This window comes from Streptomyces sp. NPDC005494, from assembly GCF_042872025.1.
In the GTDB taxonomy this organism is placed as follows: Bacteria; Actinomycetota; Actinomycetes; order Streptomycetales; family Streptomycetaceae; genus Streptomyces.
In genome coordinates, this window is sequence record NZ_JBIAJR010000012.1 from 55,513 (window position 1) to 81,923 (window position 26,411).

Annotated in this window: 25 protein-coding genes; 14 read left to right on the top strand and 11 right to left on the bottom strand. The window is 72.1% G+C overall.

What is annotated here, in order from left to right; all coding sequences use genetic code 11:
• The first annotated feature begins 147 nt into the window (after window positions 1-147).
• Window positions 148-3,801: a S8 family serine peptidase gene (locus ACFYQ6_RS29715; protein ID WP_388766031.1), complete on the top strand. Its 3,654-nt coding sequence runs from the start codon at window positions 148-150 to the stop codon at window positions 3,799-3,801.
• A 96-nt stretch (window positions 3,802-3,897) separates the two neighbouring features.
• Here the strand turns inward: ACFYQ6_RS29715 and ACFYQ6_RS29720 are convergent, their stop codons facing one another.
• The 6 genes from ACFYQ6_RS29720 to ACFYQ6_RS29745 form a co-directional block, all read right to left on the bottom strand.
• Window positions 3,898-4,065 carry a hypothetical protein gene (locus ACFYQ6_RS29720; RefSeq protein WP_361580814.1) on the bottom strand — a complete coding sequence of 56 codons (168 nt, stop codon included), beginning with the start codon at window positions 4,063-4,065 and terminating at the stop codon, window positions 3,898-3,900.
• A 130-nt stretch (window positions 4,066-4,195) separates the two neighbouring features.
• Complete coding sequence (locus ACFYQ6_RS29725) at window positions 4,196-4,621, bottom strand: DUF3291 domain-containing protein (protein ID WP_361580817.1); 426 nt, start codon at window positions 4,619-4,621, stop codon at window positions 4,196-4,198.
• 119 nt (window positions 4,622-4,740) lie between these two features.
• Window positions 4,741-5,490: a hypothetical protein gene (locus tag ACFYQ6_RS29730; RefSeq protein WP_361580819.1), complete on the bottom strand. Its 750-nt coding sequence runs from the start codon at window positions 5,488-5,490 to the stop codon at window positions 4,741-4,743.
• A 181-nt stretch (window positions 5,491-5,671) separates the two neighbouring features.
• Entirely contained in the window at window positions 5,672-7,213 is a 1,542-nt protein-coding gene (locus ACFYQ6_RS29735; protein WP_361580822.1) for a peptidoglycan-binding protein, read from the bottom strand.
• Between the two features lie 212 nt (window positions 7,214-7,425).
• A complete protein-coding gene (locus ACFYQ6_RS29740; RefSeq protein ID WP_361580825.1) occupies window positions 7,426-8,157 on the bottom strand; it encodes a nitroreductase family protein in 732 nt (243 codons plus the stop codon).
• Between the two features lie 141 nt (window positions 8,158-8,298).
• Window positions 8,299-8,742 (bottom strand): nitroreductase family deazaflavin-dependent oxidoreductase, encoded by a 444-nt coding sequence (locus ACFYQ6_RS29745; RefSeq protein WP_361581131.1) that lies wholly within the window; start codon window positions 8,740-8,742, stop codon window positions 8,299-8,301.
• 260 nt (window positions 8,743-9,002) lie between these two features.
• Between ACFYQ6_RS29745 and ACFYQ6_RS29750 the strand changes: the two genes are divergently transcribed.
• The 3 genes from ACFYQ6_RS29750 to ACFYQ6_RS29760 are packed head-to-tail and all read left to right on the top strand — an operon-like array spanning window position 9,003 to window position 11,539.
• Window positions 9,003-9,236: a phosphopantetheine-binding protein gene (locus ACFYQ6_RS29750; protein ID WP_388765879.1), complete on the top strand. Its 234-nt coding sequence runs from the start codon at window positions 9,003-9,005 to the stop codon at window positions 9,234-9,236.
• On the top strand, window positions 9,233-10,507 hold the full coding sequence (locus ACFYQ6_RS29755) for a beta-ketoacyl-[acyl-carrier-protein] synthase family protein (RefSeq protein ID WP_361580830.1): 1,275 nt from the start codon (window positions 9,233-9,235) through the stop codon (window positions 10,505-10,507). The genes ACFYQ6_RS29750 and ACFYQ6_RS29755 overlap by 4 nt, the downstream gene beginning before the upstream one ends.
• A gap of 18 nt (window positions 10,508-10,525) precedes the next feature.
• Complete coding sequence (locus tag ACFYQ6_RS29760) at window positions 10,526-11,539, top strand: alpha/beta fold hydrolase (protein WP_388765882.1); 1,014 nt, start codon at window positions 10,526-10,528, stop codon at window positions 11,537-11,539.
• On the opposite strand, the gene ACFYQ6_RS29765 is transcribed toward ACFYQ6_RS29760, so the two are convergent.
• The 3 genes from ACFYQ6_RS29765 to ACFYQ6_RS29775 form a co-directional block, all read right to left on the bottom strand.
• On the bottom strand, window positions 11,442-11,651 hold the full coding sequence (locus tag ACFYQ6_RS29765; RefSeq protein WP_361580835.1) for a hypothetical protein: 210 nt from the start codon (window positions 11,649-11,651) through the stop codon (window positions 11,442-11,444). The genes ACFYQ6_RS29760 and ACFYQ6_RS29765 overlap by 98 nt on opposite strands.
• A complete protein-coding gene (locus tag ACFYQ6_RS29770; protein WP_361581151.1) occupies window positions 11,552-11,839 on the bottom strand; it encodes a hypothetical protein in 288 nt (95 codons plus the stop codon). Before ACFYQ6_RS29770 ends, ACFYQ6_RS29765 begins: the two co-directional genes overlap by 100 nt.
• 255 nt (window positions 11,840-12,094) lie before the next feature.
• Window positions 12,095-14,518 carry an endonuclease/exonuclease/phosphatase family protein gene (locus ACFYQ6_RS29775; protein WP_388765885.1) on the bottom strand — a complete coding sequence of 808 codons (2,424 nt, stop codon included), beginning with the start codon at window positions 14,516-14,518 and terminating at the stop codon, window positions 12,095-12,097.
• A gap of 551 nt (window positions 14,519-15,069) precedes the next feature.
• On the opposite strand from ACFYQ6_RS29775, the gene ACFYQ6_RS29780 reads away from it, so the two are divergent.
• From ACFYQ6_RS29780 to ACFYQ6_RS29815, 8 genes are all read left to right on the top strand, one after another.
• Window positions 15,070-16,323: an ROK family protein gene (locus ACFYQ6_RS29780; protein WP_388765887.1), complete on the top strand. Its 1,254-nt coding sequence runs from the start codon at window positions 15,070-15,072 to the stop codon at window positions 16,321-16,323.
• Between the two features lie 327 nt (window positions 16,324-16,650).
• Window positions 16,651-17,208 (top strand): flavin reductase family protein, encoded by a 558-nt coding sequence (locus tag ACFYQ6_RS29785; RefSeq protein WP_388765889.1) that lies wholly within the window; start codon window positions 16,651-16,653, stop codon window positions 17,206-17,208.
• Between the two features lie 13 nt (window positions 17,209-17,221).
• The gene (locus tag ACFYQ6_RS29790; RefSeq protein WP_388765891.1) at window positions 17,222-18,286 is read left to right on the top strand and encodes an ABC transporter substrate-binding protein; all 1,065 of its coding nucleotides are present in this window, start codon (window positions 17,222-17,224) and stop codon (window positions 18,284-18,286) included.
• On the top strand, window positions 18,283-19,167 hold the full coding sequence (locus ACFYQ6_RS29795; RefSeq protein ID WP_388765893.1) for an ABC transporter permease: 885 nt from the start codon (window positions 18,283-18,285) through the stop codon (window positions 19,165-19,167). Before ACFYQ6_RS29790 ends, ACFYQ6_RS29795 begins: the two co-directional genes overlap by 4 nt.
• Window positions 19,143-19,889 carry an ABC transporter ATP-binding protein gene (locus tag ACFYQ6_RS29800; RefSeq protein WP_361580847.1) on the top strand — a complete coding sequence of 249 codons (747 nt, stop codon included), beginning with the start codon at window positions 19,143-19,145 and terminating at the stop codon, window positions 19,887-19,889. The genes ACFYQ6_RS29795 and ACFYQ6_RS29800 overlap by 25 nt, the downstream gene beginning before the upstream one ends.
• Before the next feature lie 31 nt (window positions 19,890-19,920).
• Window positions 19,921-21,300 carry an LLM class flavin-dependent oxidoreductase gene (locus ACFYQ6_RS29805; protein ID WP_361580849.1) on the top strand — a complete coding sequence of 460 codons (1,380 nt, stop codon included), beginning with the start codon at window positions 19,921-19,923 and terminating at the stop codon, window positions 21,298-21,300.
• Window positions 21,297-21,446, top strand: coding sequence for a hypothetical protein (locus ACFYQ6_RS29810; protein WP_361580852.1), 150 nt, complete (start codon window positions 21,297-21,299; stop codon window positions 21,444-21,446). The genes ACFYQ6_RS29805 and ACFYQ6_RS29810 overlap by 4 nt, the downstream gene beginning before the upstream one ends.
• Window positions 21,443-22,504: an aldo/keto reductase gene (locus tag ACFYQ6_RS29815; protein WP_361580855.1), complete on the top strand. Its 1,062-nt coding sequence runs from the start codon at window positions 21,443-21,445 to the stop codon at window positions 22,502-22,504. Before ACFYQ6_RS29810 ends, ACFYQ6_RS29815 begins: the two co-directional genes overlap by 4 nt.
• Here the strand turns inward: ACFYQ6_RS29815 and ACFYQ6_RS29820 are convergent.
• On the bottom strand, window positions 22,426-22,878 hold the full coding sequence (locus tag ACFYQ6_RS29820) for a VOC family protein (protein ID WP_361580857.1): 453 nt from the start codon (window positions 22,876-22,878) through the stop codon (window positions 22,426-22,428). The two genes, ACFYQ6_RS29815 and ACFYQ6_RS29820, sit on opposite strands and share 79 nt — an antisense overlap.
• Before the next feature lie 106 nt (window positions 22,879-22,984).
• On the opposite strand from ACFYQ6_RS29820, the gene ACFYQ6_RS29825 reads away from it, so the two are divergent.
• Together ACFYQ6_RS29825 and ACFYQ6_RS29830 are read left to right on the top strand one after the other, a co-directional pair.
• The gene (locus tag ACFYQ6_RS29825; protein WP_361580860.1) at window positions 22,985-24,490 is read left to right on the top strand and encodes an MFS transporter; all 1,506 of its coding nucleotides are present in this window, start codon (window positions 22,985-22,987) and stop codon (window positions 24,488-24,490) included.
• Window positions 24,487-25,518 (top strand): glutathione S-transferase C-terminal domain-containing protein, encoded by a 1,032-nt coding sequence (locus ACFYQ6_RS29830; protein ID WP_361580863.1) that lies wholly within the window; start codon window positions 24,487-24,489, stop codon window positions 25,516-25,518. Before ACFYQ6_RS29825 ends, ACFYQ6_RS29830 begins: the two co-directional genes overlap by 4 nt.
• Before the next feature lie 6 nt (window positions 25,519-25,524).
• Here the strand turns inward: ACFYQ6_RS29830 and ACFYQ6_RS29835 are convergent, their stop codons facing one another.
• The gene (locus tag ACFYQ6_RS29835; protein ID WP_361580866.1) at window positions 25,525-26,388 is read right to left on the bottom strand and encodes a DMT family transporter; all 864 of its coding nucleotides are present in this window, start codon (window positions 26,386-26,388) and stop codon (window positions 25,525-25,527) included.
• Between the last annotated feature and the right edge of the window lie 23 nt (window positions 26,389-26,411).

Consider the following 26,411-nt stretch of genomic DNA (forward strand, 5'->3'; position numbering starts at 1 on the left):
GGGGGAAGTCGTCCGCAGCCCCGGATTTACCGGTAGATCAGCTGCATGACATTTTCCCTCTCCTCCGTTTCCGGCCGGGCGAGACCCGCTCGCGCGGGACGCAGGGCTCTGCTCATAGCGACCTCGGTCGCCCTCGTGAGCGGCGTCATGCTTCCCGCAGCGGGTTCCGCGACCGCCGCTCCGAAGCCGTCGACCGCCGGGGAACGCCCCGGACCCGAGGCCCGCGACTACGACATCACGCTGGTCACGGGCGACGTCGTCCACTGGACGGACGGTGCGGGCGACCAGGACACCGTCACCGTCGACCGTCCCCATGGCGCCGAGGGCGGCGTGCACGTGCAGCAGGCCGGGGAGGACGTCTACGTCATCCCCGACGAGGCGAGCGCCCTCGTCGCGGCGGGGAAGCTGGACCGCCGGCTGTTCAACGTCTCGACCCTGGTCGAGATGGGGTACGACGACGAGCGGGCCGGCGGCATCCCGCTGATCGCCACCTACCCCGCGAGCAAGGCGCGTTCGCTGCCCGCCGCCCCCCGCGGCAGCAAGACCGTCCGCCGGCTGGAGTCGGTGCACGGGGCGGCGCTCAAGGCCGACAAGGACGAGGCCCGCGCCTTCTGGAGCGACATCTCCCGTACGGACAAGAGCCGTTCGCTGGACAACGGGATCGCCAAGCTCTGGCTCGACGGCAAGGTCGAGGCGGCGCTGAAGGACTCCGTGCCGCAGGTCAACGCCCCCCAGGCCTGGGCGGCCGGCTACGACGGCAAGGGCACGACGGTCGCCGTCCTGGACACGGGCATCGACGCGACGCACCCGGACGTCAAGGACCGCATCACGCAGTCCAGGAGCTTCGTGCCCGGTGAGGAGGTCGACGACAAGAACGGCCACGGAACGCACGTCGCCTCCACCGTCGCGGGCTCCGGCGCGGCATCGGAGGGTGCCGCCAAGGGCGTCGCCCCCGGTGCGGACCTGATCATCGGCAAGGTGCTGAGCGACGGCGGCTCCGGGGCCGACTCCGGGATCATCGAAGCCATGGAGTGGGCGAAGGCCGAGGGCGCCGACGTCGTCTCCATGAGCCTGGGCTCCAGCATCCCGGACGACGGCAACGACCCGATGGCGCAGGCCGTAGACGCGCTCTCCGCCGACGGCGGCCCGCTCTTCGTGATCGCCGCGGGCAACGCCTACGGGGCGGGCACCATCGGCTCGCCCGGCTCCGCCGCGAGCGCGCTGACCGTCGCCGCCGTCGACAAGCAGGACGGCCGCGCCGGCTTCTCCTCCATGGGGCCGCTCGCGCGGTCGCACGGCCTGAAGCCCGACCTCTCCGCACCCGGCGTCGACATCGAGGCCGCCGCGTCGCAGTCGGTCCCCGGTATCGAGGGCATGTACCAGTCGATGTCCGGCACCTCGATGGCCACCCCGCACGTCGCGGGCGCCGCCGCCATCCTGAAGCAGCGTCACCCCGAGTGGTCAGGCCGGCGGATCAAGGACGCGCTGATGAGCTCGTCGGTGCGGCTTCCCGGATACACCCCGTACGAGCAGGGCACCGGCCGGCTCGACGTGAAGGCCGCCATCGACACGACGATCGAGGCCACGGGCTCCGTCGAGGTCGCGTCGTACGACTGGCCGCACAGCGACGCCGACCCGGTCACCGAGCGCACGATCACCTACCGCAACACCGGTGCCTCGGACGTGTCGCTGGACCTGGCGACGGACACGGACGCGGCCGCGTACACGCTGTCCACGTCGAAGCTGACCGTCCCGGCGGGTTCCACCGCCGAGGCCGTCCTGTCGATCGACCCGGCGAAGGTCCCGGTGGACACCCAGTTCTCCGGCCAGGTCGTCGCCACCGACGCGGCCGGCACGAATGTGGCCCACACCGGCTTCGCCGTGCACAAGGAGCAGGAGCTCTACGACCTGACGCTCCAGCTGCGTGACCGCGCGGGCGAACCCGCGGACGGCACCGTGGTCCTCGCCGCCCTGGGCGACCCGAACCTCAGCCTCGTCAACCTCTCGGGCGAGACCACCCTGCGCCTGCCTCCTGGCAACTACACCGCGTGGAGCGCCCTCGACGTCGACGGCGACCGGGCGGACTCCCAGGGCCTCGCCTTCCTGATGGCCCCCGAGATCGTCCTGGAGAAGCCGGTGACGGTCAGTCTCGACGCCTCCGAGGCACGCAAGGTCACCGTGCGCACCCCCCAGGAGACCGAGCAGCGGCAGATGCGCCTCGACATGGCGCGCACGGCACCCAACGGTGTCGTCCAGCGCGAGGCGTTCACCCTGCCGATCTCCTACGACCAGCTGTGGGTGAGCCCCACCGAGAAGGTCGAGGAGGGGGACTTCAGCTATCTGACGCGCTGGCGGCAGGGCGAGAAGGCGATCGACGTGTCGGCCGGCGGACGTGACGTCCCCGTCACGGCGCAGATCGGGTCCCCGGTCGCGGAGGACAGCCACCGCAAGCTCGGGGCCGTCTTCGCCGGGAACGGCGCGGCCTCCGACTACAAGGGCCTGAACGCCAAGGGCAGGGCGGTCGTGGTCGAGCGCAGCGACGCCGTCGCCCCCGCCGACCGGCTGGCCAACGCGCTCGCCGCGGGTGCCTCGGCGCTCTTCGTCGTCAACGACGGCCGGGGCGTGCTGATGGAGTCCTCCTACGTGCCGTACGGCGAGGAGACCACGATCCCGGTCGCCTCGGTGCAGCGGCTCGCGGGCGCGTCCCTGATCGAGGCCGCCCGCAAGGGCACCCGGATCGACGTGGCCCAGCGGAAGTTCGCGCGCTACGTCTACGACCTCGTCGACCGCCACGACGGAGCGGTCCCGGACCGTTCGCTGGCCTACGCGCCCCCGGCCCGGCAGCTGGCGAAGGTCGAGAACACCTTCTACGGCCACCGGGACGTCCTCGGCGGCGGCTACCGCTACGACATCCCGGACTACGGCTTCGGCATCGGCTTCGAGGAGTACGAGAAGTTCCCGGGCACCCGCAGCGAGTGGGTCGACCCGCTGCCCGGCGACTCCTTCTGGTACGAGAACCACTCGGTGCTCAACGCCGATGCGTCCGACACCGCGCACGAGATGCGCAGCGGGGACCTGGACTACTCGGCGGGCAGGACCTACCGCGCCGACTGGTTCGCCCCGGTGACGAGCCCCCGGCTGGGCACCGGTTACTGGGGGCCGTTCCGTACGTCCAACAACGACGTGCAGTTCAACATCACCCCGTGGACCGACTCGGGCGAGGGCCACTCCGGCTCGATGCCCGCGGACGAGTACGACACCACGTCCTTCGCCTTCTACCAGGGGGACACCCTGATCAAGAAGGGTGTGGGCAGGGCCGGTTACGCCTGGGACCTGTCGGCCGAGAAGGCTCCCTACCGCCTGGTCGTCGACTCGGCGCGGGACGAGGCCACCTGGAAGACCTCGACGCGCACGCACACCGAGTGGAACTTCGTCTCGGGCGCCCTGCCGGAGGGCACGGAGCGGGCCGACATCCCGCTGCTCCAGCTGGATTACGACGTGTCCACCGACCTGGCCGGCGACGTCAGGGCGGGCCAGCAGGTCGAGGTCGGCATCGAGTCGGGCACGCAGGACTGGCTGGACGGCGCCGTGAAGGCCACCAGGGCCTCCCTGTCGGTGAGCTACGACGAGGGCGCGACCTGGAGCGCGGTGCAGCTGCGCAAGGGTGTGTCGGGGGAGTGGACCGTGAAGTTGCGGACCCCCGCCAAGGGCGCGGCCTCGGTCTCGCTGAAGGCACACGCCGAGGGCCCCGGCGGTCTGTCCGTCGACCAGGAGATCATCAGGGCCTTCGGCCTGAAGTGACCTGCTGAGCGATCCAGGGGAGGTGGTTCCGCATCCCACGAGGGGTGCGGAACCACCTCTTTCGCGTGCCTGGGCGCCGACGGCGTGCGGACCGGGTCAGCCGCGGCGACGGGCCGCCTTCTCCTGGGCCTTGCGCCTCGCGACGGTGTACTTCGACCAGTCGCCCCGGTGCCGGTCGCACCGCGAGGCGTCCTTCATCGCCAGCCGCCGGCAGCGTGTGCCCTTCTGGGTGAGTGCTCCGCACCTCGATTGCGTACGAGCCATGACCGACCGCCCTCCTGGCCTGCCGGCCCCGTGCCGGCAGGCCTCAGGTTCGCCCGTGGGCGCGGCGTGCGGGAAGGCGTACCCGTACCCGGCGGGTGCGCTCCGGAGCGTGCGGGCGGGCGGCCCGGCGTCAGGCCGTCTCGTTCCCCCGGCCGGCGGCATCGGCGTGCCGCTGCTCGTCGATGCGCCGCATCGCCTCGTCCCAGCTGATCGGCAGCCGGTCGACCGGCACGTCCCAGAAGGTGAACGTGGAGGAGCGCATCGTCGGTCCGAGGCCTGTCATGACCGAGCGGTGCGGCTCCGTCCTGGCGTAGGCGTGGAGCGCCTCGCGGCTCTCCCAGGCCGACAGGGTGAAGAAGACCCGCTTCGACGGCCGGGCGACGAGCGAGGCGCCGAAGGCCCCCGGCGCGGACCGTACCTGCTTCCAGGCGGCCAGGGACTTCAGTAAGAAGCGCGGTACGTCGCGCAGGGAGCGGACCTCGAAGCGCGAGGCCATGACCACGGCCGTGCCTTCGGAGGGGGGCGGCTCAGGGGTGGTCCACGGGAGTGTCGGCATGGCTCTGCTCGCCTTCCATTATGGATAGTGATGCTTTCTGCTTTCCACGTTAGAGGTGAGAGCCCGGCCGTACCACCGAAATGCGGCCGACAGCCCCGGGAAGAGTGCGGCGTGGGGGCTCAGGACGCGTCGTCGGCCGTCCGCAGCAGCCGCAGGAACGCCTTGAGGCCGCTGATGATCTCCTGGTTGTCCGTCAGGCGGTTCACCGTGGACTCGAATTCACGCGCGAGTGCGGCGATCCTCCGGTCGGCGTCGTCGGCACGGCCGTGAGCGGAGAGGTTCGACGCGTCCATGGTGCGCCGGAGTTCGGCCAGAGCCCGGTACTGCTCCTCCGCCTTCTCCTCCAGGGCCTTCGTGCCCGCACGGAGCCGCGCCACGCTCTCGCGCAGTTCCAGCACGTCGTCACGCGGGAAGGTGACGTCCTTCAGCAGGGTGCCGAGCCGCCGCCGCAGTTGCCCGAAGTAGGCGCCGGCCGGCCTGAAGGCCGTGCTGAGCAGGAAGAAGCCCGCGAACCAGTAGCCCGTCACGGCTCCCGTGGCCGCCGTGACCGCCACGGTCAGGGCGGCGGTCAGTACATGTCCCGCCACGGCCACCCGGAGCATCAGCCGTGCGATCCGCGCGGCCTCGGCGTCACGCTCCTTCGCCACCTCCAGGCCCTTCGAGCGGCTCACGCCGATCTCGGCCAGCACCGCGTGCGCCCGGAAGTACAGATTCCATGGCACCGTCAGCAGCAGGAGCAGCCACAGAAGGCTCAGCACCCCCGCGGCGGCGCCCAGCAACAACGAGGCCGGCGCCCCCGACGTGTACGCCAACGTCAGGGCGCCGGCCAGTACCGCCGCCGTGAGCACCACTCCGATGAACCGGCTCATGCTGTCCCCCTCGACCGGCGCCGGAAGGCGCCCCGCCCCGTGTCCCGCCATACCCGCTCGTCCGTCATGGTCCCGGCGCGAGGGGGCCGGGGCATGAGTACCGGTACTCAGCGGGCGGTGCGGGGCACGGGGCGGAGGCGCCGGCCGGGATCAGCGGCCGGCTCGGAGGTGCGGGCCGGGATCAGCGGCCGGCTTGGAGCGCCGCCCAGGTGTTCGGCCCCACGCTGCCGTCGACCGAGAGGCCGCGTGAACTCTGGTAGCTGCGCACCGCCGTGTCCGTCGCCGTGCCGAAGGCTCCGTCGGCGGACACCGTCGTGCCCAGGGCGGCGGTCAGCGCGCGCTGGAGTCGCTTCACGGCGTCGCCCGAGCTGCCCTTGGTCAGTACCGGTGTGGTGCCGGCCGAGAGCAGGGCGGTCCAGGTCTTCGGTCCGACCGTGCCGTCGGCGCTCAGCCCGCGGGCCGTCTGGAACGCCTGCACGGCGCTCTTGGTGGCGGGGCCGAAGATCCCGTCCGCGGTGCCCGCCTCGTAGCCCTGCTGGTTCAGCAGCGTCTGGAGTGCCGTCACCTGTGCGCCCGTCGAGCCCGACGTCTGCGTGGTGTACGCGCCGAAGCTCAAGCCGTCGCCGCTGCCCCCGGTGCCGCCGACGAGCTGCATGTAGTAGGTCCAGTTCCAGTTGACGCCCGGGTCGGTGTGGTCGTTCCCGGGTGCCTCGCTGTGCCCGATGACGTGGGACCGGTCCTTGGGGATGCCGTAGCGGTCACAGAGGTACTTCGTCAGCGCCGCGGAGGAGCGGTACATCGTGTCGGTGAACCAGGAGGGGTCGTCGACGAAGCCCTCGTGCTCGATGCCGAGCGACGAGGCGTTGGCGCTCTTGGCGTGGTAGGCGGTGTCCTTGTCGCGCACCATCTGGGTGATCTGGCCGTCCGAGGACCTGACCACGTAGTGCGAGCTGACCTTGGACGTCGCGTTCTGGAACCAGCTGATGGTCCCCGCGTACGAGCCCTGCGTGACGTGGACGACGACCTTGTCGACCGTGGCGGTGCGGCCCACCGCGTAGTTGGCGGTGTTCGCGGCGACCCAGAGCGCGGCCGGGTAGTCGGGGCTCTGGGTGGTGACGTCCGCCTTCGCCAGGGGGCCCTTCTCCGGGGAGACGGGGCGGGAGGTGACCGAGACGCGTTCGCCGCCGACGGTCGTGCGCAGCCCTTCGGCGAGGAAGGTGTACACGGTGTCGGCGTAGAGGGCGGCGACGGCTCCCTCCGCCCCGCTGTAGCGGGCGACGGCCGGGTACCAGGAGTCGATGTCCGCCCGCTCGGCCGCGTCCATGCCCAGTGCGTCCGCGTGGCTCCGCAGGACGGCCGCGCCGCCCAGGATGTTGGTCCCGGTGTCCCGCCGCAGCTCGGCCACGGCCTCACCCGTGAGGGACGCGGCCTTCTCCAGGGAGTGGTTGACGGGGTTGCTGACGAGGTGCATCACTCCGTAGCCGTTGTCCTGGCTGGGGAGCCCTCCGTGCCCGTTCAGGTGGGTCTCGCTGTAGCCGACGGCGGTGAGCAGATCGCGCGGCACGCCGTACTCCTCGGCGGCCAGGGCGAAGGCCTGGTTCATGGAGTCCGGGTCCGCCGGCGCCGCGGACGCCGGATGGCCGGTGGCGACGAGTGCGGTGACGGTGAGTGAGGCCAGGACGGCTGCGCGGCCTCGGGTGCGGCCGGCGTGACGTGGGGGCATGACCTGCTCCGAGTCTGTGGGGGAGAGGAAGGCCGAAGGCCGGAGGTGTGGCCGAGGGCCGTCGAGCCCGCACAGGCTATCCACCTGAGCAATGCATGACAACGACGCGCCGGTGCGTCCAAGTCGCCTTCACTCCGATGGAGTTGGCGGGCCCGCCCGTCCTCCCCGGGCCGTCACCCCACCGGCCGAGGGGTGACGGCGAACGGGTGCGGTTACCAGCGGTCCCGGTGGACGACGTCGGCGACCGGGCGGCGGCGTACGGGCCCGAAGTTGCCCTCGGGCCACCCCACCGGAATGGCGGCGAAGGTGTGCGTGTCCGAAGGGATGCCGAGCGCCTTCTTCCACTCCTGCTCCAGCATCAGGTGCCAGATGGTGACGTTGGCCGCGAGCCCCAGAGCCCGGGCCGCGAGCAGGATGTTCTGGACGCCCGGATAGACGCAGGAACCCTCCGCGAGCGCCTGGAAGCGGGTCTGCGTGCCCGCCATGTGCTCCAGGCCGGCCGGGCCGAGCGCCTCGGCGTAGACGGCCAGGCCCTCCTCGTCGAACTGCGCCTCCGGGAACTTGTAGCAGGGGATGATCAGCGCCGGGGTCTCCGCGAAGTGGTCGCGCTGGTACTCGATCGCCGCCACCATCCGGCCGTACGCCGCCTCGGGCATCCCCTTCGGCGCGTGCTTGCCGGTCGTCGCCAGATAGGCGTCCACGCACCGCTTCCACAGCGGGGCCAGCTCGGCCATCACCTCGCGGTCGGTGACGACCACGTACTCGTACGCCTGCATGTTGCCGCCGCTGGGACCCCAGACGGCGGCCTGTATGAGCTGGTCGAGCGTCTCGTCCGGGACGGGCTCCGGCTTGAGGCGGCGCATGGCGCGCATCGTGGACATGGTCGGGAAGAGCGCGGGCCCGTCGGGGGAGGGGGCGTCCGCGTACACGGTTTCGAAGGTCATGATCGCGGAGTGTACGGCGCAAGGGCCCACGCGGGGAGTCCCGTTGGGGCCCGGCCCCTGCCCCCGCCGCACCCCTGCCCCCGCGCCGCCCAAACGTCCGCGCCGCCGCCGCCCCCGCCTCCGCTCCGCCTCCGCCGCCGGTCAGCGCCGGCGCAGCCGGACCACCGGAATCTCGCGCGAGGTCTTCGCGCGGTACTCGGCGTACCGCGGGAAGACCTCCACCAGGTGCGGCCACACCCGCTCCTTCTCCTCGGGGGAGAGGGGCTCCGCCAGGGCGGGGAAACGCTCCGTGCGGACCCGGACGTCCACCTCCGGTGCGGCCAGCAGGTTCAGGTACCAGAGCGGGTGGCTGTCGGAGCCCCCGTTCGACCCCACGATCAGGTAGTCCTCGCCGTCCCGCCCGTACATCAGCACCGTGCGCCGGACAGCGCCGCTGCGCCGGCCGACGTAGTCCAGCAGCAGGCAGTCCACGCCGAGCTGCGTGGTCCCCTTGGTGCCGCCCGACGACTCGTACAGCTCCGCCTGCTTCGCCACCCAGCCGGACGGGCTGAGCCGTACCGCCGCTCCGTGCTGTTCCTCCGCCATGACCGCCTCGCACTTCCCCGGGAGCCCGTGTCCGTACGTCTGTACGTCCGTGTCCGTGTCCCGGCCCATCGTGTCATCCACGGCACCGGCGCGGCGGATTCGCACACCTGGACGCTCGCCCTCCTCCCGGGGGAACGAGGGCCGGAGGACCGGCCGCGAAGGCGTATAAAGGGTCCCTCCCGAGCAGCCGGCGTCCCCGATGGCCACCTCACCCCCCACGCGGCCGGCGTCACCGCGTACCGAAGCGGAGGAGCGTCCCCATGAGCACCTCGGAAGAGATCAGCGCCTTGCTCGTCACCAGGTTCGGAACCGATCCCCTGGACATCCGGCCCGAGGTGCCGCTCCGTCAGCTGCGGCTGGACTCCCTGGCCCTGGAGGAGCTCCGGCTCCTCATCGAGGAGCGGATGGACGTCGACCTGGAGGACGTCGTCCTGTCGTCCCGCGACACCGTCGGCCGTCTGGTCGCGGCCGTGTGCGCCAAGGCCGGCGCGTGACGGGCCGCGGACCGTTCGCCCGCCGCCCGGCCCGGCCGGGCGTCGAGCCCTTCAGCGCCGCGGTCACCGGCATCGGCCTCGTCACGGCCGCCGGAGTGGGGGCGGAGGCGGCCTGGCGCGGGGTCTGCGATCCCGCTGTCGCCCCCTCGGTCGAGAACCCGCCCGAACTCGACGGGCTGCCCTGCGACTTCATGTACACGGTCACCGGGGTCGACCCGAAGGCCGTCCTGGGAGTCGCCGCGCAGCGGCTGATGGACCGCTTCTCCCAGCTCGCCGTGATCGCCGCACGTGAGGCCGTCGCCGACGCCGGGCTCGACCCTGCGGTCTGGGACAGCGGGCGGGTCGGGGTCGTCATCGGCTCCGCCCACGGCGGCCTGCCGTTCTACGACGAACAGCACACCACCCTCACGGAGCGCGGGGCGCGGCGCGTCTCCCCGAAGCTCGCCCCGCTGAGCGTCGTCAACGGCGCCGCGAGCAGCGTCGCCATGGACCTCGGCGTGCACGGCCCCAGCCAGGCCGTCTCCACCGCCTGTTCGTCGGGGACCGTGGCCATCGGCACCGCCCACCAGATGCTCCGCACCGGGGCCTGCGACATCGTCGTCGCGGGCGGCGCCGAGTCGGTCCGCTCCCGGCTCCTGATCGCCAGCGCCTGCCAGATGCGGGCCGTCTCCACCCGCCGCGACGACCCGCAGGCCGCCTGCCGCCCCTTCGACACACACCGCGACGGATTCGTCGTCGGTGAGGGGGCCGGCCTCCTCGTCCTGGAGCGCCCCGAGCACGCGCGCGCCCGCGGGGCCACCGTCCGCGCCAGGGTCGCCGGTTACGGCGCGTCCAGCGACGCCCACTCCGCCGTGGCCCCCGACCCCGACGGCCTCGGCATCGAACGGGCGCTGCGCACCGCCCTGGCCGACGCGGGGATCGACGCGCTCGACGTGGGCCACGTCAACGCCCACGGCACCTCGACCGTCGCCAACGACCTCATCGAGGCGGTCATGCTGCGCCGCGTCCTCGGCGAGCACCCCCTCGTCACCTCGACGAAGGCCATGACCGGGCACACCCTGGGTGCGGCGGGCGGCATCGAGAGCGCGCTGACCGTCCTCGCGCTCCAGCACCAGCTGGTCCCGCCGACCGCCAACCTCGACGCCCCCGACCCGGCGATCCCCGTGGAGGTGGTGAGCAAGGAGGCCCGGCGCGCCCCCTTCGACTGCGCGGTCAAGACGTCACTGGGCTTCGGCGGCCACAACGCGGCGCTCGTGCTGACCAGGGCCTGAGGGGAAGCGAGGAGCATCATGCCCGAGGAGATCATCCGGTCCCTGACCGTGGACGGACTGCGGTACGGCTACCGGGTCCTGCCCCGCGACCCGGCCGCCGCGGGAGCGCCGGCCACCGAACCGGTTCTCGTCATCGGCGGCGCGCTGCAGGGCATGTTCGGCTGGCCGCAGATGGACGACCACCTCGGCGCGGTGGCCGACGTGGTGACCGCGGACCTGCCCGGCATGGGAACGGCCGACCCCCTGCCACCCGGCCCCGGCGCCCCGGTCCTGCGGGCCGCCGTGACCGGCATCATGGACGACCTCGGTGTCTCCCGGATCAACCTCTTCGGCTTCTCCTACGGCGCGGCCGTCGCCTTCGGCTGTGCCCAGCACGCGCCGGGCCGTGTCGCCCGGCTCGTGCTGGGCGGTGTGCCCACCCACATCGGGGCGGAGCGGCGGGACTACTGGCAGCGGGCGGTACGGCGGCTGGCCGACGGGGACCCGGAGGGCTTCGCGAGCCTGGCCGCGGACGGCCTGATGTGCCTGGACCCGGAACGCCACGTGCATCGCAGGGAGCTCGCCAGGCGCTATGTGCGGCGCTCGTTCCTGCACGCGCTCGCCCACTCGCAGCACGCCGCCGAATCGCTGCGGCGGGCGCTGGCGGACCGGCCGGACTTCTCCGGCGGGCTGTCCGGCGTGCCGACGCTGGTCTTCGCGGGGGAGCACGACACGGTGACCTCGCCCGAGAGGCAGCGGGAGTTCGCGGGGACGATCGAGGGCAGCCGCTTCCTCACCGTGCCGGATTCCGACCACTGGGTGGTGCTGGAGCGCTCGGAGGAGGTCGCCGCCCTCGTGACGCGCTTCTTCACCGGCCGGCCGCTCGACCCGGTTGCCGCCCCGCTCCCGCACCAGACACGGGCGCCGGTGGTCACTCCGGCGGAAGCGCAGGTGGTCACCCAGGCGGAAGCGCCGGTGCTCCCTCCAGCGGAATCCACACCCGCATCGCCCCGGCACCACGGTTCCCCCACACCGCGTACGGCACCGCGGTGAGCTCACCTGCCGTCACCACCGTGATGCCGCCGAGGAGTCCGGGGCGGTGCTCCGCTTCGAGAGCGGCGTTCGCGTCGAGGAGCACCTCGTCCAGCCGCCCCGACCGGTCCACCGCCTCCAGAACCGGCGCGGGCCCTGCGGAATGCTGACGTCGGCGTTGGTACGCCGACGTCCGGCCCAGAAGCCGCCGGTGATCCGGGCACGGCCCACCGGCCGCAGCGCGGTGCGGGCGGTGGCGGAGAGGCGTACCGGCCCGGTGGGCGTGGAGATCTCGGCGGGAGACGCGGTCTCGGCAGTCATGCGCGGCACGGTAGCGATACGACCCGTCGAACGGACGGCGGTCCGGTCGGCGCCCGCGGGGCCCGGGGCGGCGGCCCCGTGCCCGCGGTGATCCGGTTGGGCCGTGTGCCCGCTGTGAAGCGGGTGTGCGGGGTGGCGGCCCCTGGCCCGCGGTGATCGGGGTGGCGGTCCCGGACCCGGCGTGATCCGGGTGGCGGTCCCGAACGCGACGTGATCCGGGTGGCGGCCCCTCGCCGGGCCGCCACCCGGGTTCCGTCAGTGGTGGGGGTGGCCCTTGCCCTGACCCTTCACGTCGAACCGCACGATCTGCGGGTCGTGGTCGCTCGCCTGGTCGGCGAACTCCGCGTTGATGTGCACCACGTCGTAATCGAAGCGGCGCACGGCGGGGCTGGTCAGGATGTGGTCCAGCGTCTGCGAGTTGCCGTCGTACACGTAGCTGTACTGCTCCCCGGCGGGCAGGGTCGTGATCAGCGGCTTGAGGACGTTGCCGCCGGTCAGCGCCGCCATGGTGGGGGAGAACGCGAAGTCGTTCAGGTCGCCGAGCGTGATGACCTGGGCCGACTTGTCGGCCTTCAGCAGCGAGGTCACGAAGGTGTTGACCTCCGCGGCCTGCCGCACACGCTGCGTCTCGGAGCTGCGCGCCGGCTCCTGGAAGCGGCCGTGCAGGGACTGGTCGCCGCCCTTGGACGCGAAGTGGTTGGCGATGACGAAGACCGACTCGCCGCGGAAGCGGAACTCGCCCACCAGCGGCTTGCGGCTGCTGTCCCAGGCCGTACTCGTCGGGTTGACACGGCCGGGCGAGACGGAGAGCGCGGCGCCCTTCTTCGTCCTCACCGCCTGGACCGCGGTCGTGGCGTCCCCGCCCGCACGGTCCACGAAGTCGACCCGCTCGGGGTTGTAGAGGAAGACGTTACGGATGTTGCCGCCGGGCTCACCGCCGTCCTGACCGTCCGCGGGCGCCACGTAACGCCAGGCGTACCGGGGCCCGCCCGCCGCCACGATGGCGTCGGTGAAGCGCTTCAGCGTCGCCTCGGAGCCCACGGTCCCGTCGTTCACCGCTCCGTTGTCGTCCTGGATCTCCTCCAGGGACACGATGTCGGGGGACGAGAGACTGACCGCCACGCCCTGGGCGAGGGTGTCGAACTTGGCCTGGTCGTCGCCCGCGTCGAGGTTCTCCACGTTGTACGTGGCGACGGCCAGCTCCTTGCGCTTCTGCTTCCGGGTCACCTCGCGCTTCAGGCCGTTGTCCTCCAGCGTGCCCAGCTCGGTGGCCTGGACGTTGTAACCGCCGTAGGACGCGTAGTCGACGACGCCCGTCGTGGTGCCGGACAGCACGTCGCCGACGTTCGCCGCCGGAACCGGCCGCGCCGCGTCCAGCGACATCACCTTGAGGCGGCCGGTGTTCTGGTCCTCGTAGGAGGCGTACAGCGTGCCGCCGCGCGCGGTCGGGTTCTCCTGCGGCTTCACCGTCACCCAGACCTCGTCGTACGCGGTCGTCGCACCCGTCACCCGGGTGTCGGCCATCGTGACGCGGCTGCCTTCGAGCGACTCGTACAGATCCAGGGCGTACGCCGCCGGGTCGAGCGCGAGCCCCTCGATCGACCCGCCGCCGGCCGACGGCACGTAACCGTCCGGCACCGAGGAGGCGTTCAGGACGACGGCGTCGGGGAGTGCGTTGCCGGAGGACAGCACCGTGGTGAGCGGAGCGGTGATCTGGGTGAGCGACTGCGCTCCGGTGGCCGGGTAGTACTCGGCCACCTTGCCGCTGACCAGCACCGAGTCACCGACCGCGACGGTGAGGGCGGTGGAGCCGGTGTAGACGAACAGGCCTTCGCTCGTGCGGGCGTCGGCGTCCGGCACGGTGTCCTGGATCCAGAAGCCGCGCGAGCCCGTGGACCGCACACCTGTGACGATGCCGGGGACCCCCGCCACCGACTGCCCGGCGAGCGGGGAGAGGCGGGTGGTGCCCTGGATGTCGTGGACCCGCACCGTGCCGGGCTCGGTCGGCCCGCCGGGCTCGCCCGGCCCGGAACCGCCGGACGTCTCGCCCGCCGCGTTGACCGGTGACGGTGTGCCGGAGGCCAGGTCGGCGGCGTTGTCGTCGGTGTCCGCCAGCGAAGTCCCACGTGCCACCGACGCCGTGGCCGAAGCGCCCGTGACCGGACCGCTGCCCTCCCGCACCACCGCGGAGCCGTAGCCGACGAGGTCGACGATCCGGGTGTCGGCGGCGCAGTCGGCGGCCGTCTTGCAGGTCAGCGGGGTGGTGCCCGAGACCAGCGCGACGGTGCCGCTCGCCGCGGACATCGCCACCGTGCCGGTCGCGTCGGCTGCCGGAAGCGCCACCGTGCCGCCGGTGCCGGCGGCCTGCGCGACGAGGTACCGGCCACCCGGCGCGACGGCGCCGGACAGCGCGGAGACCTGCCACAGCGAACCGGCCGAAGGAGTGCCCGGCAGGTACTGGACGCTGAAGCCGGACAGGCCGAAGGAGCTCTGGCCGGCGTTGGCGAGCTCGATGAAGTCGCGGGTGAGCGTCGCACCGGAGTTGCCCCCGCCGCCGTACACCTCGGAGATGACGGCCGACGACGACGGTGCCGCGAAGGCGGCGGGCAGCGCGGTGACCGACAGGGTTACGGCGACTGCGGCGGCCAGCAGGGCGGAGCCGGGTCTGGCTATGTGCACGGGAACTGCCCCCAAATGTGTAGTGAGGGGCCAAAAACTATGCGCGTAGACCGGTCCTGGCAAGAGACCGGAGGTTAATTCCGGGCGTCATTCCCCCTCTCCCGCCCAACAGTTCGACGCCGGGGGGCCGCGCCCGCGCGGATCCGCTGCCGCCCGCCAGGGTGCCGCAGCACCGTAACCCGCTGTGACCTGCGGAGGTTCACGGAATGCCGTACAGCGGCCGGTAGTTCGCCCGCGGCGCCGGAGTCCACCATGCGGTCAGGTGTTTGACCGGCTTGCCGCGCTCCGGATACGTTGCGTGACATGCAGCGATCCGCACACCTGACGACGCGAGGTCATGTCGACCTGAAGCGCGTGTGCTCCGCGGCGTGTCACCGGGGCTGAGCACCCGCAGTCCGCGCCCGGAGGATTCCGACTCCTTCCCGCTTCGCGCAGGACGCCCCGTCACGGACCGGCGAGACCCTCGGACGGCATGCTGCCGCCGGGCCCGCCTGGAGGCCCTCTTTTGGCCTCACCTCCACGCCCGCTGCCATCGAGGACCTGGAAGACCTGTGACACGTCTGCCTGCTCCCACCCGCCGCCCCCGGCCTCCGCGCCGCTCCGACATCCCCTCGTCAGGACACGCGCGCTGTGCCTCCGGCACGGGATCCGTTCTGGGCGCGATCCTCGACCACGGCCCGGTCGCCCGCTCCACCGTCGCCAGGCTCACCGGGCTCTCGCCCGCCTCGGTGACCGGTCACGTGGGGCAGCTGCTGTCCCGCGGCCTGGTCCGGGAGAGTGCCGAGGCGACCGGTCCGCGCGGGCTCGGCCGTCCTCATGTGCCCCTGGAGATCGACACCTCCCGCTTCCTGGTCGCCGGGGCTCACATCGCGGTGGCGCACTCGACGGTCGCCCTGATGGATCTGCGCGGCGGGGTCGTGGCCGAGGACCGCAGGCCGCACACCGGAACGGATCCGCGCTCCGTCCTCGACGACCTGGCCGCCCGGCTGCCTCAGCTGACGGCCTCTCACGCGGACGGCCGGCAGGTGCTGGCGCTGGGCGTCGCCACAGGGCACCGGGTGGACCCCGCCGCCGGAGTCGTCGTGGAGCATCCGCACCTCGGCTGGCGCGCCGTCCCCGTACGCGAGATCCTGACCGCCGGCACCGGGCTGCCGGTCCATGTGGACAGCCACTCCAGGGCGCTGGCGCGCGCGGAGCAGATGTTCGGCGAGGTGTCGACACGGCGCAGCACGGTGCTTCTCTTCATCGGCGCGGTCGTCGACGGGGCCTACGCCACCTCCGGTGAACTGCACCGGGGGCCGCGCTCGGGCGCCGGCAGCGTGGCCCATCTCCCCCTGGGGTCCGGCGGATCGGGCGACGCGGAGCCCTGCAGGCGCGGACCCACCGGATGCCTGCAGTCCGAGGTGTCCGAGCGGGCCATGATCCGCCGCGCCGCCGAACAGGACCTGCACGTGACGACGTTCCAGGAACTGCTGGACCACGCGGTCTCCGGGGAGCCGCGCGCGGTGGCCCTCTTCCGCCGCCGCGCCCGCCTGGTGGGCAGGGCCGCGGCGCTGCTCCTGGACATGTTCGACCCGGAGTGCCTCGTGGTGGTCGAGCCCGGAGCGGGCCGGCTGCCGGAATGCCTCGCCGACCTCAGGGAGGAGGTCGGGATGCGCTCCTGGGTCTGCGACGACCCGGAACGGGCCGTGGTGCCCAGCAGCTTCACCGGATCGGTGCTGGCGACGGCGGGCGGCGCGGTGGCGCTGGGCGCCCTGTACACCGATCCGCTGGGGCCGTGGCCCGCGCTTCCCGCGGTGTCCTGACCTTTCCCGATTCCCGCTTTAATTCAAGAAGTTGCATTGTTGACCGGCCGCAGCCCGAAAGGGAAGATGGATTCATGACCAGTCGACAGCGGAATTCGGAGAACGTGCCCACACCGGCACGTTCCTGCCGCGCGGCCGCGCCGACGAGCGATATCGCCCGGCGTTCCTGTTGTCGCCCCTGTCCGGGTATCCGATAGCCCTCTGCTGAAGTGCAGGGCGGTCCGCACTCGTGCGTGATTTTCCTTCCGCCCGTGCTCCCGCGCGCCCTTCCACAGGTCCTCGCGCGATTGCGCACGCCCATTTTCCGCCCTTGACCGGGGAGAGACTTTGACCGTCACCGTGTCCTCGTACGCCGCCCTCCGACCGTCCGAACCCGACGGCACCTCCGCCGCCCTCGGTATCGCACCGGAACGCTTCAAGCAGGCCTTCCGCCGCCACCCCGCGGGCGTCGTGGTCGTCACCGCCGACGCCGGTCACGGGCCGGTGGGGTTCACCGCCACCTCGCTGAGCTCACTGTCCCTCGACCCGCCGCTGGTCTCCTTCGGCATCGGGACGTCCACCTCGTCCTGGCCGCACATCGAACAGGCCTCCACGGCCGTCGTGAACTTCCTGGGCGCCGAGCAGAGGCAGCTGGCCACCACCTTCGCCACCAGCGGCATCGACCGGTTCGCCGCGCCGACCCGCTGGCGACGGCTGCCCGGCGGGGACCCGGTGCTCGACGGCGTGGCCGGCTGGCTGCGGCTCACCGTGCAGAGCATCGTCCCGGCCGGCGACCACCGCATCGTCGTCGCCAGGGCCGAGGAGTCCTGGCTGGACGAGGGACGCGGTCCGCTGCTCTTCCACGACGGCTCCTACCACTCCATCCGCCCCGCGTCCGACCAGTGATCAGGAATTCACGATGACACGCCACGACAACCGGCGGGCCCTGGCCCGGAGGTCATTTCTCGCTCTTGCGGGAGGCACCGTGCTGAGCCTCGCCGCATGCTCGCCGCAGGTGAAATCCGTCGCCGGTGCGGAACCCGCAGGAGCCCTTCCGTCCGGAGTTCCGAAATCGGGGACCGAACTGAAGATCGCCGCTCGTACGACTCAGCTCCAGCTGAAAGCCGCAGGGCTGGCGAAGGAACTCCCCTTCACCGTCACCGAATGGCCGAACCTCTCCGCGGGGCCCGACATCATCCAGGGTTTCCGTGCGAAATCCATCGACCTGGCCACCAACGCCGGAATTCCGCCGATCCAGGCGCACGCCATCGGTGTCCAGGCGAAGATCGTCGCGGTCCAGGTCCGCCGGCACCCGCTCTACACCTTCGCGACGGCCCCCGGCTCGTCCATCACGAAGGCCGAGGACTTCCGGGGCAGGAAGATCGGGTTCTCCCAGGGCCAGGCGCAGGGCGTCGTCGTCCTGCGCGCGCTCAAGGAAGCGGGGCTGAAGAACTCCGACGTCGAACTGGTCGCCCTGCCCAGCACACAGTTCCTCACCGCCTTGCAGTCCGCGCAGGTCGATGTGGCACCGCTGGGGGAGCCGACCCTGACGAAGTATCTCGACCAGTACGGCAAGGACGGCGCGCGCGGGGTGAAGACGGAGGTCGTCGACCTGCTGACCGTGCTCTGGGCGCCGAACGAGGTGCTCAACGACCCGGAGAAGGCCAAGGCGGTACGCGGCTTCATCCCGCTGTGGGCGCGCGGTCAGGTCTGGGCCTGGGAGAACCAGGACGAGTGGATCGACACGTACTACGTGAAGGACCAGGGCGTGTCGGAGGGGGACGGCAGGCGCATCGTCGACTCGCAGCGCAAGCCGCAGTTCCCCGTCAGCTGGGACGAGGCCGTCGAGTGGGAGCAGGAGACCGCCGACCTGCTGGCCGAAGGAGGCTTCGTACCGGAGCAGAAGGCATCCGAGCTGTTCGACCGCCGATTCGAGGCGCTCGCGGCGAAGGCCGTGGCAGCCGAGTACCGGGAGGGGGCATGACGGACCTGCTGGCGAAAGCGCGGACCACCGGGACCGACGAGGCGAGGCCGGAGCCTGCCGTGCCCCGGGTCACCGGCGGGCCGGCCCATGTCTCCCTGGGCACCCGCCGGCGCCTCGGCCCCGGCCGGGCGCTGCCCTTCGGGCGGCTGATCGGCCCGGCGCTGCTCGTGCTCGTGTGGTGGACCGCCTCCGCCTCCGGATACCTCGACCCGCGGATCCTGTCGTCACCCGGCACGGTGGTCGCCACAGCGGCAGACCTGCTCGAATCCGGCCGCCTCCAGGACAACGTCCTGATCTCCTTGCAGCGCGCCGGTCTCGGTCTCTTCTTCGGCGTGTCCGCCGGTGTGATCCTCGCCGTGGCGGCCGGCCTCAGCCGCAGCGGTGAGTACCTGCTGGACGGTCCGCTCCAGATCAAGCGGGCCATCCCGTCCCTGGCGATGCTGCCCCTGCTGATCCTCTGGCTCGGCATCGGCGAGCAGATGAAGGTCACCGTGATCGCGCTCGGCGTCGCGGTGAACATGTACATCAACACGTACGCGTCGCTGACCGGCATCGACAGCAAGTACGTCGAGCTCGCCGAAGGACTCGACCTGGGCCGCGGGCAGTTCATCCGCAAGGTCGTGGTGCCCGGCTCGCTGCCCGGCTTCTTCGTCGGCCTGCGGCTCGGCGTCACCTCGTCCTGGCTCGGCCTCATCGTGGTCGAGCAGATCAACGCCACCAACGGCATCGGCTACATGATGTTCCAGGCCCAGCAGTACGCCCAGTCCGACGTGATCATCGTGGGGCTGGTGGCCTACGGCATCTTCGGCTTCGCCTCGGACGCGGCGGTACGCGCAGTCGAGAGGAAGGTCCTGTCATGGCGACGCACACTGGCGGGCTGACGGAGGACCGGCCCGCGATCCGCACCGCACGTCTGGTACGGCGGTTCGGTGACCGGGACGTCCTCAAGGAGCTCGACCTGACAGTGGCCCAGGGGGAGTTCACGGCTCTCCTCGGACGCAGCGGATCGGGCAAGTCCACCCTGCTGCGGGCCGTCGCCCGCCTCGACCACACCGTCGAGGGGTCCGGCGAGCTCGTCGTACCGGACAGGGTCTCGCTCTCCTTCCAGGACTCCCGGCTGCTGCCCTGGCTGCGGGTGCTCGACAACGTCATCCTCGGACTGCGCGGCCCCCGGGTGCGCGAGCGAGGCCTGACGGCGCTCGCCGAGGTGGGCCTGGAGGGCCGCGACCGCTCCTGGCCCCACGAGCTGTCCGGCGGCGAACAGCAGCGCGCCGCGCTGGCCCGCGCCCTCGTGCGCGACCCCGAACTCCTGCTCGCGGACGAGCCGTTCGGCGCCCTGGACGCGCTGACCAGGATCAAGATGCACGACCTGCTGCGCGAGTTGTACGAACGCCACCGCCCAGCGGTGCTGCTGGTCACCCACGACGTCGACGAGGCGGTGGAGCTCGCGGACCGGGTCCTCGTCCTGGAGGACGGACGCATCTCCGTCGACCTCAGGATCGATCTGCCCTCCCCGCGCTCCCGCCGCGCACCGCGCTTCCAGGAATACCGCGACACCCTGCTGGCCGCCCTGGGCGTGGCGCAGCCCCAGCTCACGCACTGATCTTCCGAGACCCCCCGAGGAGAAGACACCCATGCCGCGCAAGCAGCTCCACCTGAACGCCTTCCTGATGTCCACCGGTCACCACGAGGCGTCCTGGCGGCTCCCCGAGAGTCACGCCGAGGCCAACTCCGACCTGGAGCACTACAAGAACCTGGCCCGCATCGCCGAACGCGGCCTCCTGGACTCCCTGTTCTTCGCGGACGGCCCCGTCCTCATGGGCGACCCCGGCCGGCGTCCCGCGGCCAAGCTGGAACCCACCGTGCTGCTCACAGCCCTCGCCGGGGTCACCGAGCGCATCGGACTGATCGCCACCGCCTCCACCAGCTACAACGAGCCGTACAACCTGGCCCGCAGGTTCGCCTCCCTGGACCACATCTCCGGTGGCCGGGCCGGCTGGAACATCGTCACCACCGCGGGTGCCGACGCGGCCCGCAACTTCGGTCTCGACGACACGCCGCTGCACCGCGACCGCTACCGCCGTGCCGCCGAGTTCGTGGAGGTGTCGACGAAACTCTGGGACAGCTGGGCGGACGACGCGGTGGTGGCCGACAAGGAGGCCGGGGTCCATGCCCTGGCCGACCGGGTCCGCAGCATCGGCCACACCGGCGAGTTCTTCCGGGTCGACGGACCGCTCAACGTCCAACGGCCGCCGCAGGGCTACCCGCTGCTCGTGCAGGCGGGTTCCAGCGAGAACGGCAAGGACTTCGCGGCCCGCTACGCCGAGGCGGTGTTCACCGCGCAGCAGACCCTCGAGGAGGGCGTCGCCTTCTACAAGGACGTCAAGCAGCGCGCCGAGGCGCTCGGCCGCGATCCCGACGGCATCAAGATCCTGCCCGGCATCGTCCCGGTCATCGGCGACACGGAGGCCGAGGCGCTGGAACTGGACGCCGAACTCGACCGGCTCATCGTGCCGGAGTACGCCAAGCGCCAGCTGGCGAAGACGCTGAGGCTCGACCCCGCCGACCTGCACCTCGACCGGGAGCTCCCGGACGGCCTTCCCGACGAGGACGAGATCGAGGGTGCCAAGAGCCGCTACACCCTCGTCGTGGAGCTCGCCAGGCGCGAGAAGCTGACGGTGCGCCGGCTCATCGGGCGGCTCGGCGGCGGGCGTGGGCACCGCACCTTCGCCGGCACGGCGGAGCAGGTCGCCGACACCATCGAGCACTGGTACGACAGCGGGGCGGCCGACGGCTTCAACATCATGCCCGCCGTCCTTCCCTCCGGGCTGGAGGTCTTCGTGGACCGGGTCGTCCCGATCCTCCAGGAGCGGGGCCTGTTCCGCACCGAGTACACCGGCTCCACCCTGCGCGAGCACTACGGGCTTCCCAGGCCCGCGAACCGGCTGTTCGACACGGTCGACACGAGCGAGGGCCACACCGGCATAGGCCTCGCCACGACTGCGGCCCGGTGACCGACCGCCCCGACACGGCGCGGCCCGAGCGGGCGGGACGGACCGGCGAAGTGCCGCCCGGCCACCCGGCCGGGCGCGACGGATGCCGGGCCACCGCCTGCGACCACCCCACCACCGACGCACTCGTCGAGGAGAACGCACGATGACGGAGTACCGCACCCTCGGGCGCACCGGCGTGAAGGTCAGCCCGCTGGCCCTCGGCACCATGATGTTCGGCCCCCGCGGGAACCCCGACCACGACGACAGCATCCGGATCATCCACCACGCGCTGGACTCGGGCATCAACTTCGTCGACACGGCCGACGTCTACTCCGCTGGCGAGTCGGAGACCATCGTCGGCAAGGCTCTCGCAGGCGGCCGGCGCGACAACGTGGTGCTGGCCACCAAATTCCACGGCAGCCTGGGCGACGACCCCAACGAGCGGGGCAACAGCCGCCGCTGGATCATCCGTGAGGTCGAGAACAGCCTCCGCAGGCTCGGCACCGACTGGATCGACCTCTACCAGGTGCACCGCCCCGAGCCGGACACCGACTTCGACGAGACCCTGGGGGCGCTCTCCGACCTCGTCCACCAGGGCAAGATCCGCTACATCGGTACGTCGGCCTTCGAGGCGTCCGCGATCGTCGAAGGCCAGTGGCTCGCCGAGCGGAGGGGCCGCGAACGGGTCGTCACCGAGCAGCCCCCGTACTCCCTGCTGGCGCGCGGCATCGAGCGCGAGGTCCTGCCGGTCGTCCAGCGGTACGGCCTCGGGGTGCTGTCGTGGAGCCCGCTGGCCGGCGGCTGGCTGTCCGGCCGCTACCGCACCGGCGCCGAACAGCCCACGTCCAGCCGCACCGCGCGCCAGGCCGCCCGCTTCGACATCTCCGCACCGGAGAACGCGGCCAAGCTGGCCGCCGCGGAGGCTCTGGCCCGGCTCGCGGAGGAAGCGGGACTCACCCTCGTACAGCTGGCACTGGCCTTCGTGCTCGAACATCCGGCCGTGACCTCGGCGATCATCGGGCCGCGCACGTTCGAACAGCTGGACACGCAGCTGGGCGCGGACAAGGTGAAGCTCAGCCAGGACGTCCTGGACCGGATCGACGAGATCGTCCCGCCCGGCACCAACCTGTCCGCACGCGACGTGGGTTACACCCCGCCCTCGCTCACCGGATCCGCGCTCCGCCGCCGGTCCGCCCCGGCGGCGTCGGCCTGCCGCGCCGGGTAGACGGCCAGCGAGAAGGAATGGCCGGCCGGATCGGCGTAGACGCGGACGTCGCGCGGGCCGCTGTTGCCGTCCCCCGTGTCGACAGGCCGGGCGCCGAGGCCTATCGCCTCGCGCTCGGCCTCGTCCATGTCCCCCGGGTCCACCAGGATGCGCAGATGCGCCTGCTGGGAGTCCTCCGGGCGCGGCCAGCTCGGCGGCGCGTAGCCGTGGTCGCGGCGGACGGCGAGGTGCACACCGGCGGCACCGACGATCTCGACGAAGTCGGGATCGCTCCCGATCCTCGTCTCCGCCCCGAGGAAGTTCGCGTAGAAGTCCGCCAGCTCCAGCGGCTCGGCGCAGTCCAGGACCAGAACGCTCGTTTTACCGACTGTCATGTCCAGTCGGTACCCACGACGGCGCCGGACACGCCTGCCGGACGCCGTCCCGCCGCACGGCGCGCCCGGGACGGGGTCCGGGCGGGGGCGAACTAGGGTGCGGAGCATGGCAGAGAGCACGGACCACCGGGACACCGGCAAGCCCGGCACCGGCCCCGCCGACCCCCGGCGCTGGCGCGCCCTCGCCGTCTGCCTGGTGGCCGGCTTCATGACACTGCTGGACGTCTCCATCGTCAATGTGGCGCTGCCGTCCATCAAGGAGGGCCTCGACACCCCGGAGTCCGACCTCCAGTGGGTCCTGTCCGGCTACGCGCTGGCCTTCGGCCTGGTCCTCATCCCCGGTGGCCGGCTCGGCGACGCCCGGGGCCGGCGCACCGTCTTCATGGCGGGCCTGACCCTCTTCACCCTGGCCTCCGCCGCCTGCGGGGCCGCCCAGTCCAGCCTGTGGCTGGTCGTCGCCCGGCTGCTCCAGGGCGCGGCGGGCGGGCTGCTCTCGCCCCAGATCTCCGCACTGATCCAGCAGATGTTCTCCGGCCGGGAGCGGGGCCGCGCCTTCGGCATGTTCGGCACGGTGGTCGGCATCTCCACCGCCGTCGGCCCGCTGCTGGGCGGTCTGCTGATCCAGGGCGCCGGGGCCGAGGACGGCTGGCGCTGGGTGTTCTACGTCAACCTCCCCATCGGGGCGGTCTGTCTCGTGCTGGCGCGGCGGCTGCTCCCCGACACCCCGTCGGCGGGCCGGGTGCGCCCGCGCGATCTCGACCCGGTCGGCGTACTGCTGCTCGGAGCGGGGGTGCTCGCCCTCCTGCTGCCCTTCGTCCAGGCCCAGCAGTGGCCCGGGGACGGCAAGTGGCTGCTCGTACCGGTCGCGGCTGTGCTGCTGGCCGCGTTCGTCGCCTGGGACTCCCGCTGCGCGCGGCGTGGCGTCCAGCCGGTGCTCAACCTGGCGCTCTTCCGGCTCCGGGCCTTCTGGCTCGGCTGCCTGATGATCCTGCTGTACTTCGCGGGATTCACCTCGATCTTCTTCATCAGCACCCTCTACCTGCAGTCCGGACTCCACTACAGCGCGCTGGAGGCAGGCCTCGCGATCACCCCGTTCGCCCTGGGCGCGGGGGCATCGGCGAGCATCGGAGGCCGGCTGGTCGGCCGCTTCGGGCGGCCCCTGATCGTCGTAGGGCTGACCATGGTGGCCGTGGGGCTCGGCCTCACCGCGCTGGCCGCCCACCTGGTACCGGGGCGGGGCGCCGGGCTCGCGATGGCGGCCCCGCTGCTGCTGTCCGGACTGGGCAGCGGACTCGTCATCGCACCCAACCAGACCCTCACCCTGTCCGAGGTGCCCGTGAACAACGCGGGCAGCGCCGGCGGCACGCTCCAGACCAGCCAGCGTGTCGGCTCGGCCATCGGGATCGCCGCCGTGGGCTCGGTCTTCTTCGCCAGGCTGGGCCCCGACGACTGGGCGGGCGCCTACGACCACGGGCTCGTCGTCTCCGTCGCGTTCGTCGTCGCGGCCCTGATCGTGGCCCTGGCCGACGTCTGGGCGGGCCGACGGGGAAGGAGACGTTCCGAGACGTCCGAAGCCACCCAAGCCACCGACGCGCCGGGGAGAACACGATGAACGACACCGAGGACCAGGGGCCGAACGCGAACACCTCGTACGGCCACAAGCCCTTCAAGCGCTCGCGCAGCCACTTCGCCGACCGCATCACCGCCGACGGCCGTGACGGATGGCCCGTCGAAGCCGGGCGCTACCGCCTGGTCGTCAGCCGCGCCTGCCCGTGGGCGAGCCGTGCCCTGGTCTCGCGACGGCTGCTCGGACTGGAGGGCGCCCTCTCGCTCGCCGTCGCCGACCCGATCCAGGACGACCGCAGCTGGCGGTTCACCCTCGACGAGGACGGCAAGGACCCGGTGCTGGGGATCCGCTTCCTGAGCGAGGCGTACGACGCGAGGGAGCGCGGCTACCCCGGCGGGGTCAGCGTGCCCGCCGTCGTCGACGTACCGACCCGGACCCTGGTCACCAACGACTACCAGCAGATCACGCTCGACCTGGCCACGGAATGGACCGAGCTGCACCGCCCCGGGGCCCCCGACCTCTACCCCGAGCCGCTGCGCGCCGAGATCGACGAGGTGATGGACGGCATCTACCGGGACGTCAACAACGGTGTCTACCGGGCCGGCTTCGCCGCGGAGCAAGGGGAGTACGAAGCGGCGTACATCGACGTCTTCCGGCGCCTCGACCTGGTCTCCGAGCGCCTCGCCGGGCAGCGCTACCTGGTCGGCGACACGATCACCGAGGCGGACATCCGGCTGTTCACCACGCTCGTGCGCTTCGACGCCGTCTACCACGGGCACTTCAAGTGCAACCGCTCGAAGCTGGCCGAGGACCCGGTCCTGTGGGCATACGTCCGCGACCTGTACCAGACGCCCGGCTTCGGCGACACCGTCGACTTCGACCACATCAAGCGCCACTACCACCAGGTGCACACCGGTATCAATCCGACCGGCATCGTGCCGCTCGGCCCCGACCTCTCGGGATGGCTGACCCCGCACCACCGTGAGCAGCTCGGCGGCCGGCCGTTCGGCGACGGCACCCCGCCAGGCCCGGTGCCGCCGGGCGAGGAGGTTCCGGCCCGGGGACGCCCCTGAGCCCGTTCACTCCGCCCGGGGCGGTGGTCCGGCGGCGGCCAGCGGCGAACGCGAGAGCACGACACAGCCGACGGCGATCAGCGCCAGCCCGGCCAGCTGGGGCAGCAGCCACCACCCGGTCCGCAGTACCTCGCCGAACAGCGTCACCCCGTACAGCACGCTGATCAACGCGTCCCCGAGCGTCAGCATCGGCTGGACGGCGACGAGGCTGCCGGCCTGGAGCGCGTTCTGCAGGAGGAACAGCGCGCCGACGCCGGCCGCGGCGGTCGCGTACAGCTGCCACGCCGTCAGCAGGCCCACCGCACCGTCGCTGTCCAGCCGCGCCATGGCGTCCTTCATCAGCGCGGCCGTCAGCGCGTAACCGCAGGCCGCCGCCAGTCCCAGCAGCGCGGCCCTGGGGTTGCCGCGGGTACCGAGCGCGGCGGCGATCAACGCGGCCTCGAAGGCACCGGTGGCCACCAGAGCCGGAATCCACGCCGCGCCCCTGACGTCGTCGCTGCCGCCCACCGGGTCCGCGGCGGCCATGGCGAGGGCCAGCCCCAGCGTCACTGCGGCCACCCCGTACCAGACCGGGCGCGGAACCCGGGCCCGCATGACGAACCCCGCGATGAGCAGCGTCGCGGGAAGCTCGATGACGAAGATCGGCTGGACGACCGCGATCGGACCGGTGGCCAGCGCCACCGCCTGGCAGACGGCGGCGACGATCACGAGCCCGATCCCGGCCAGCCACACCTTCTGACGCACCAGACGCCCGATCAGCGACAGGCGCATCGCCTCGCTGTCGGGCACGGTGAGTGCGGCACGCCGCTGCAGTACGGAGGCGGAGCCGTTGCTGAGCGCGGTCAGGACGGCGAACAGGACACTGATCACCCGCCCCATCATGAGGGCCCGCA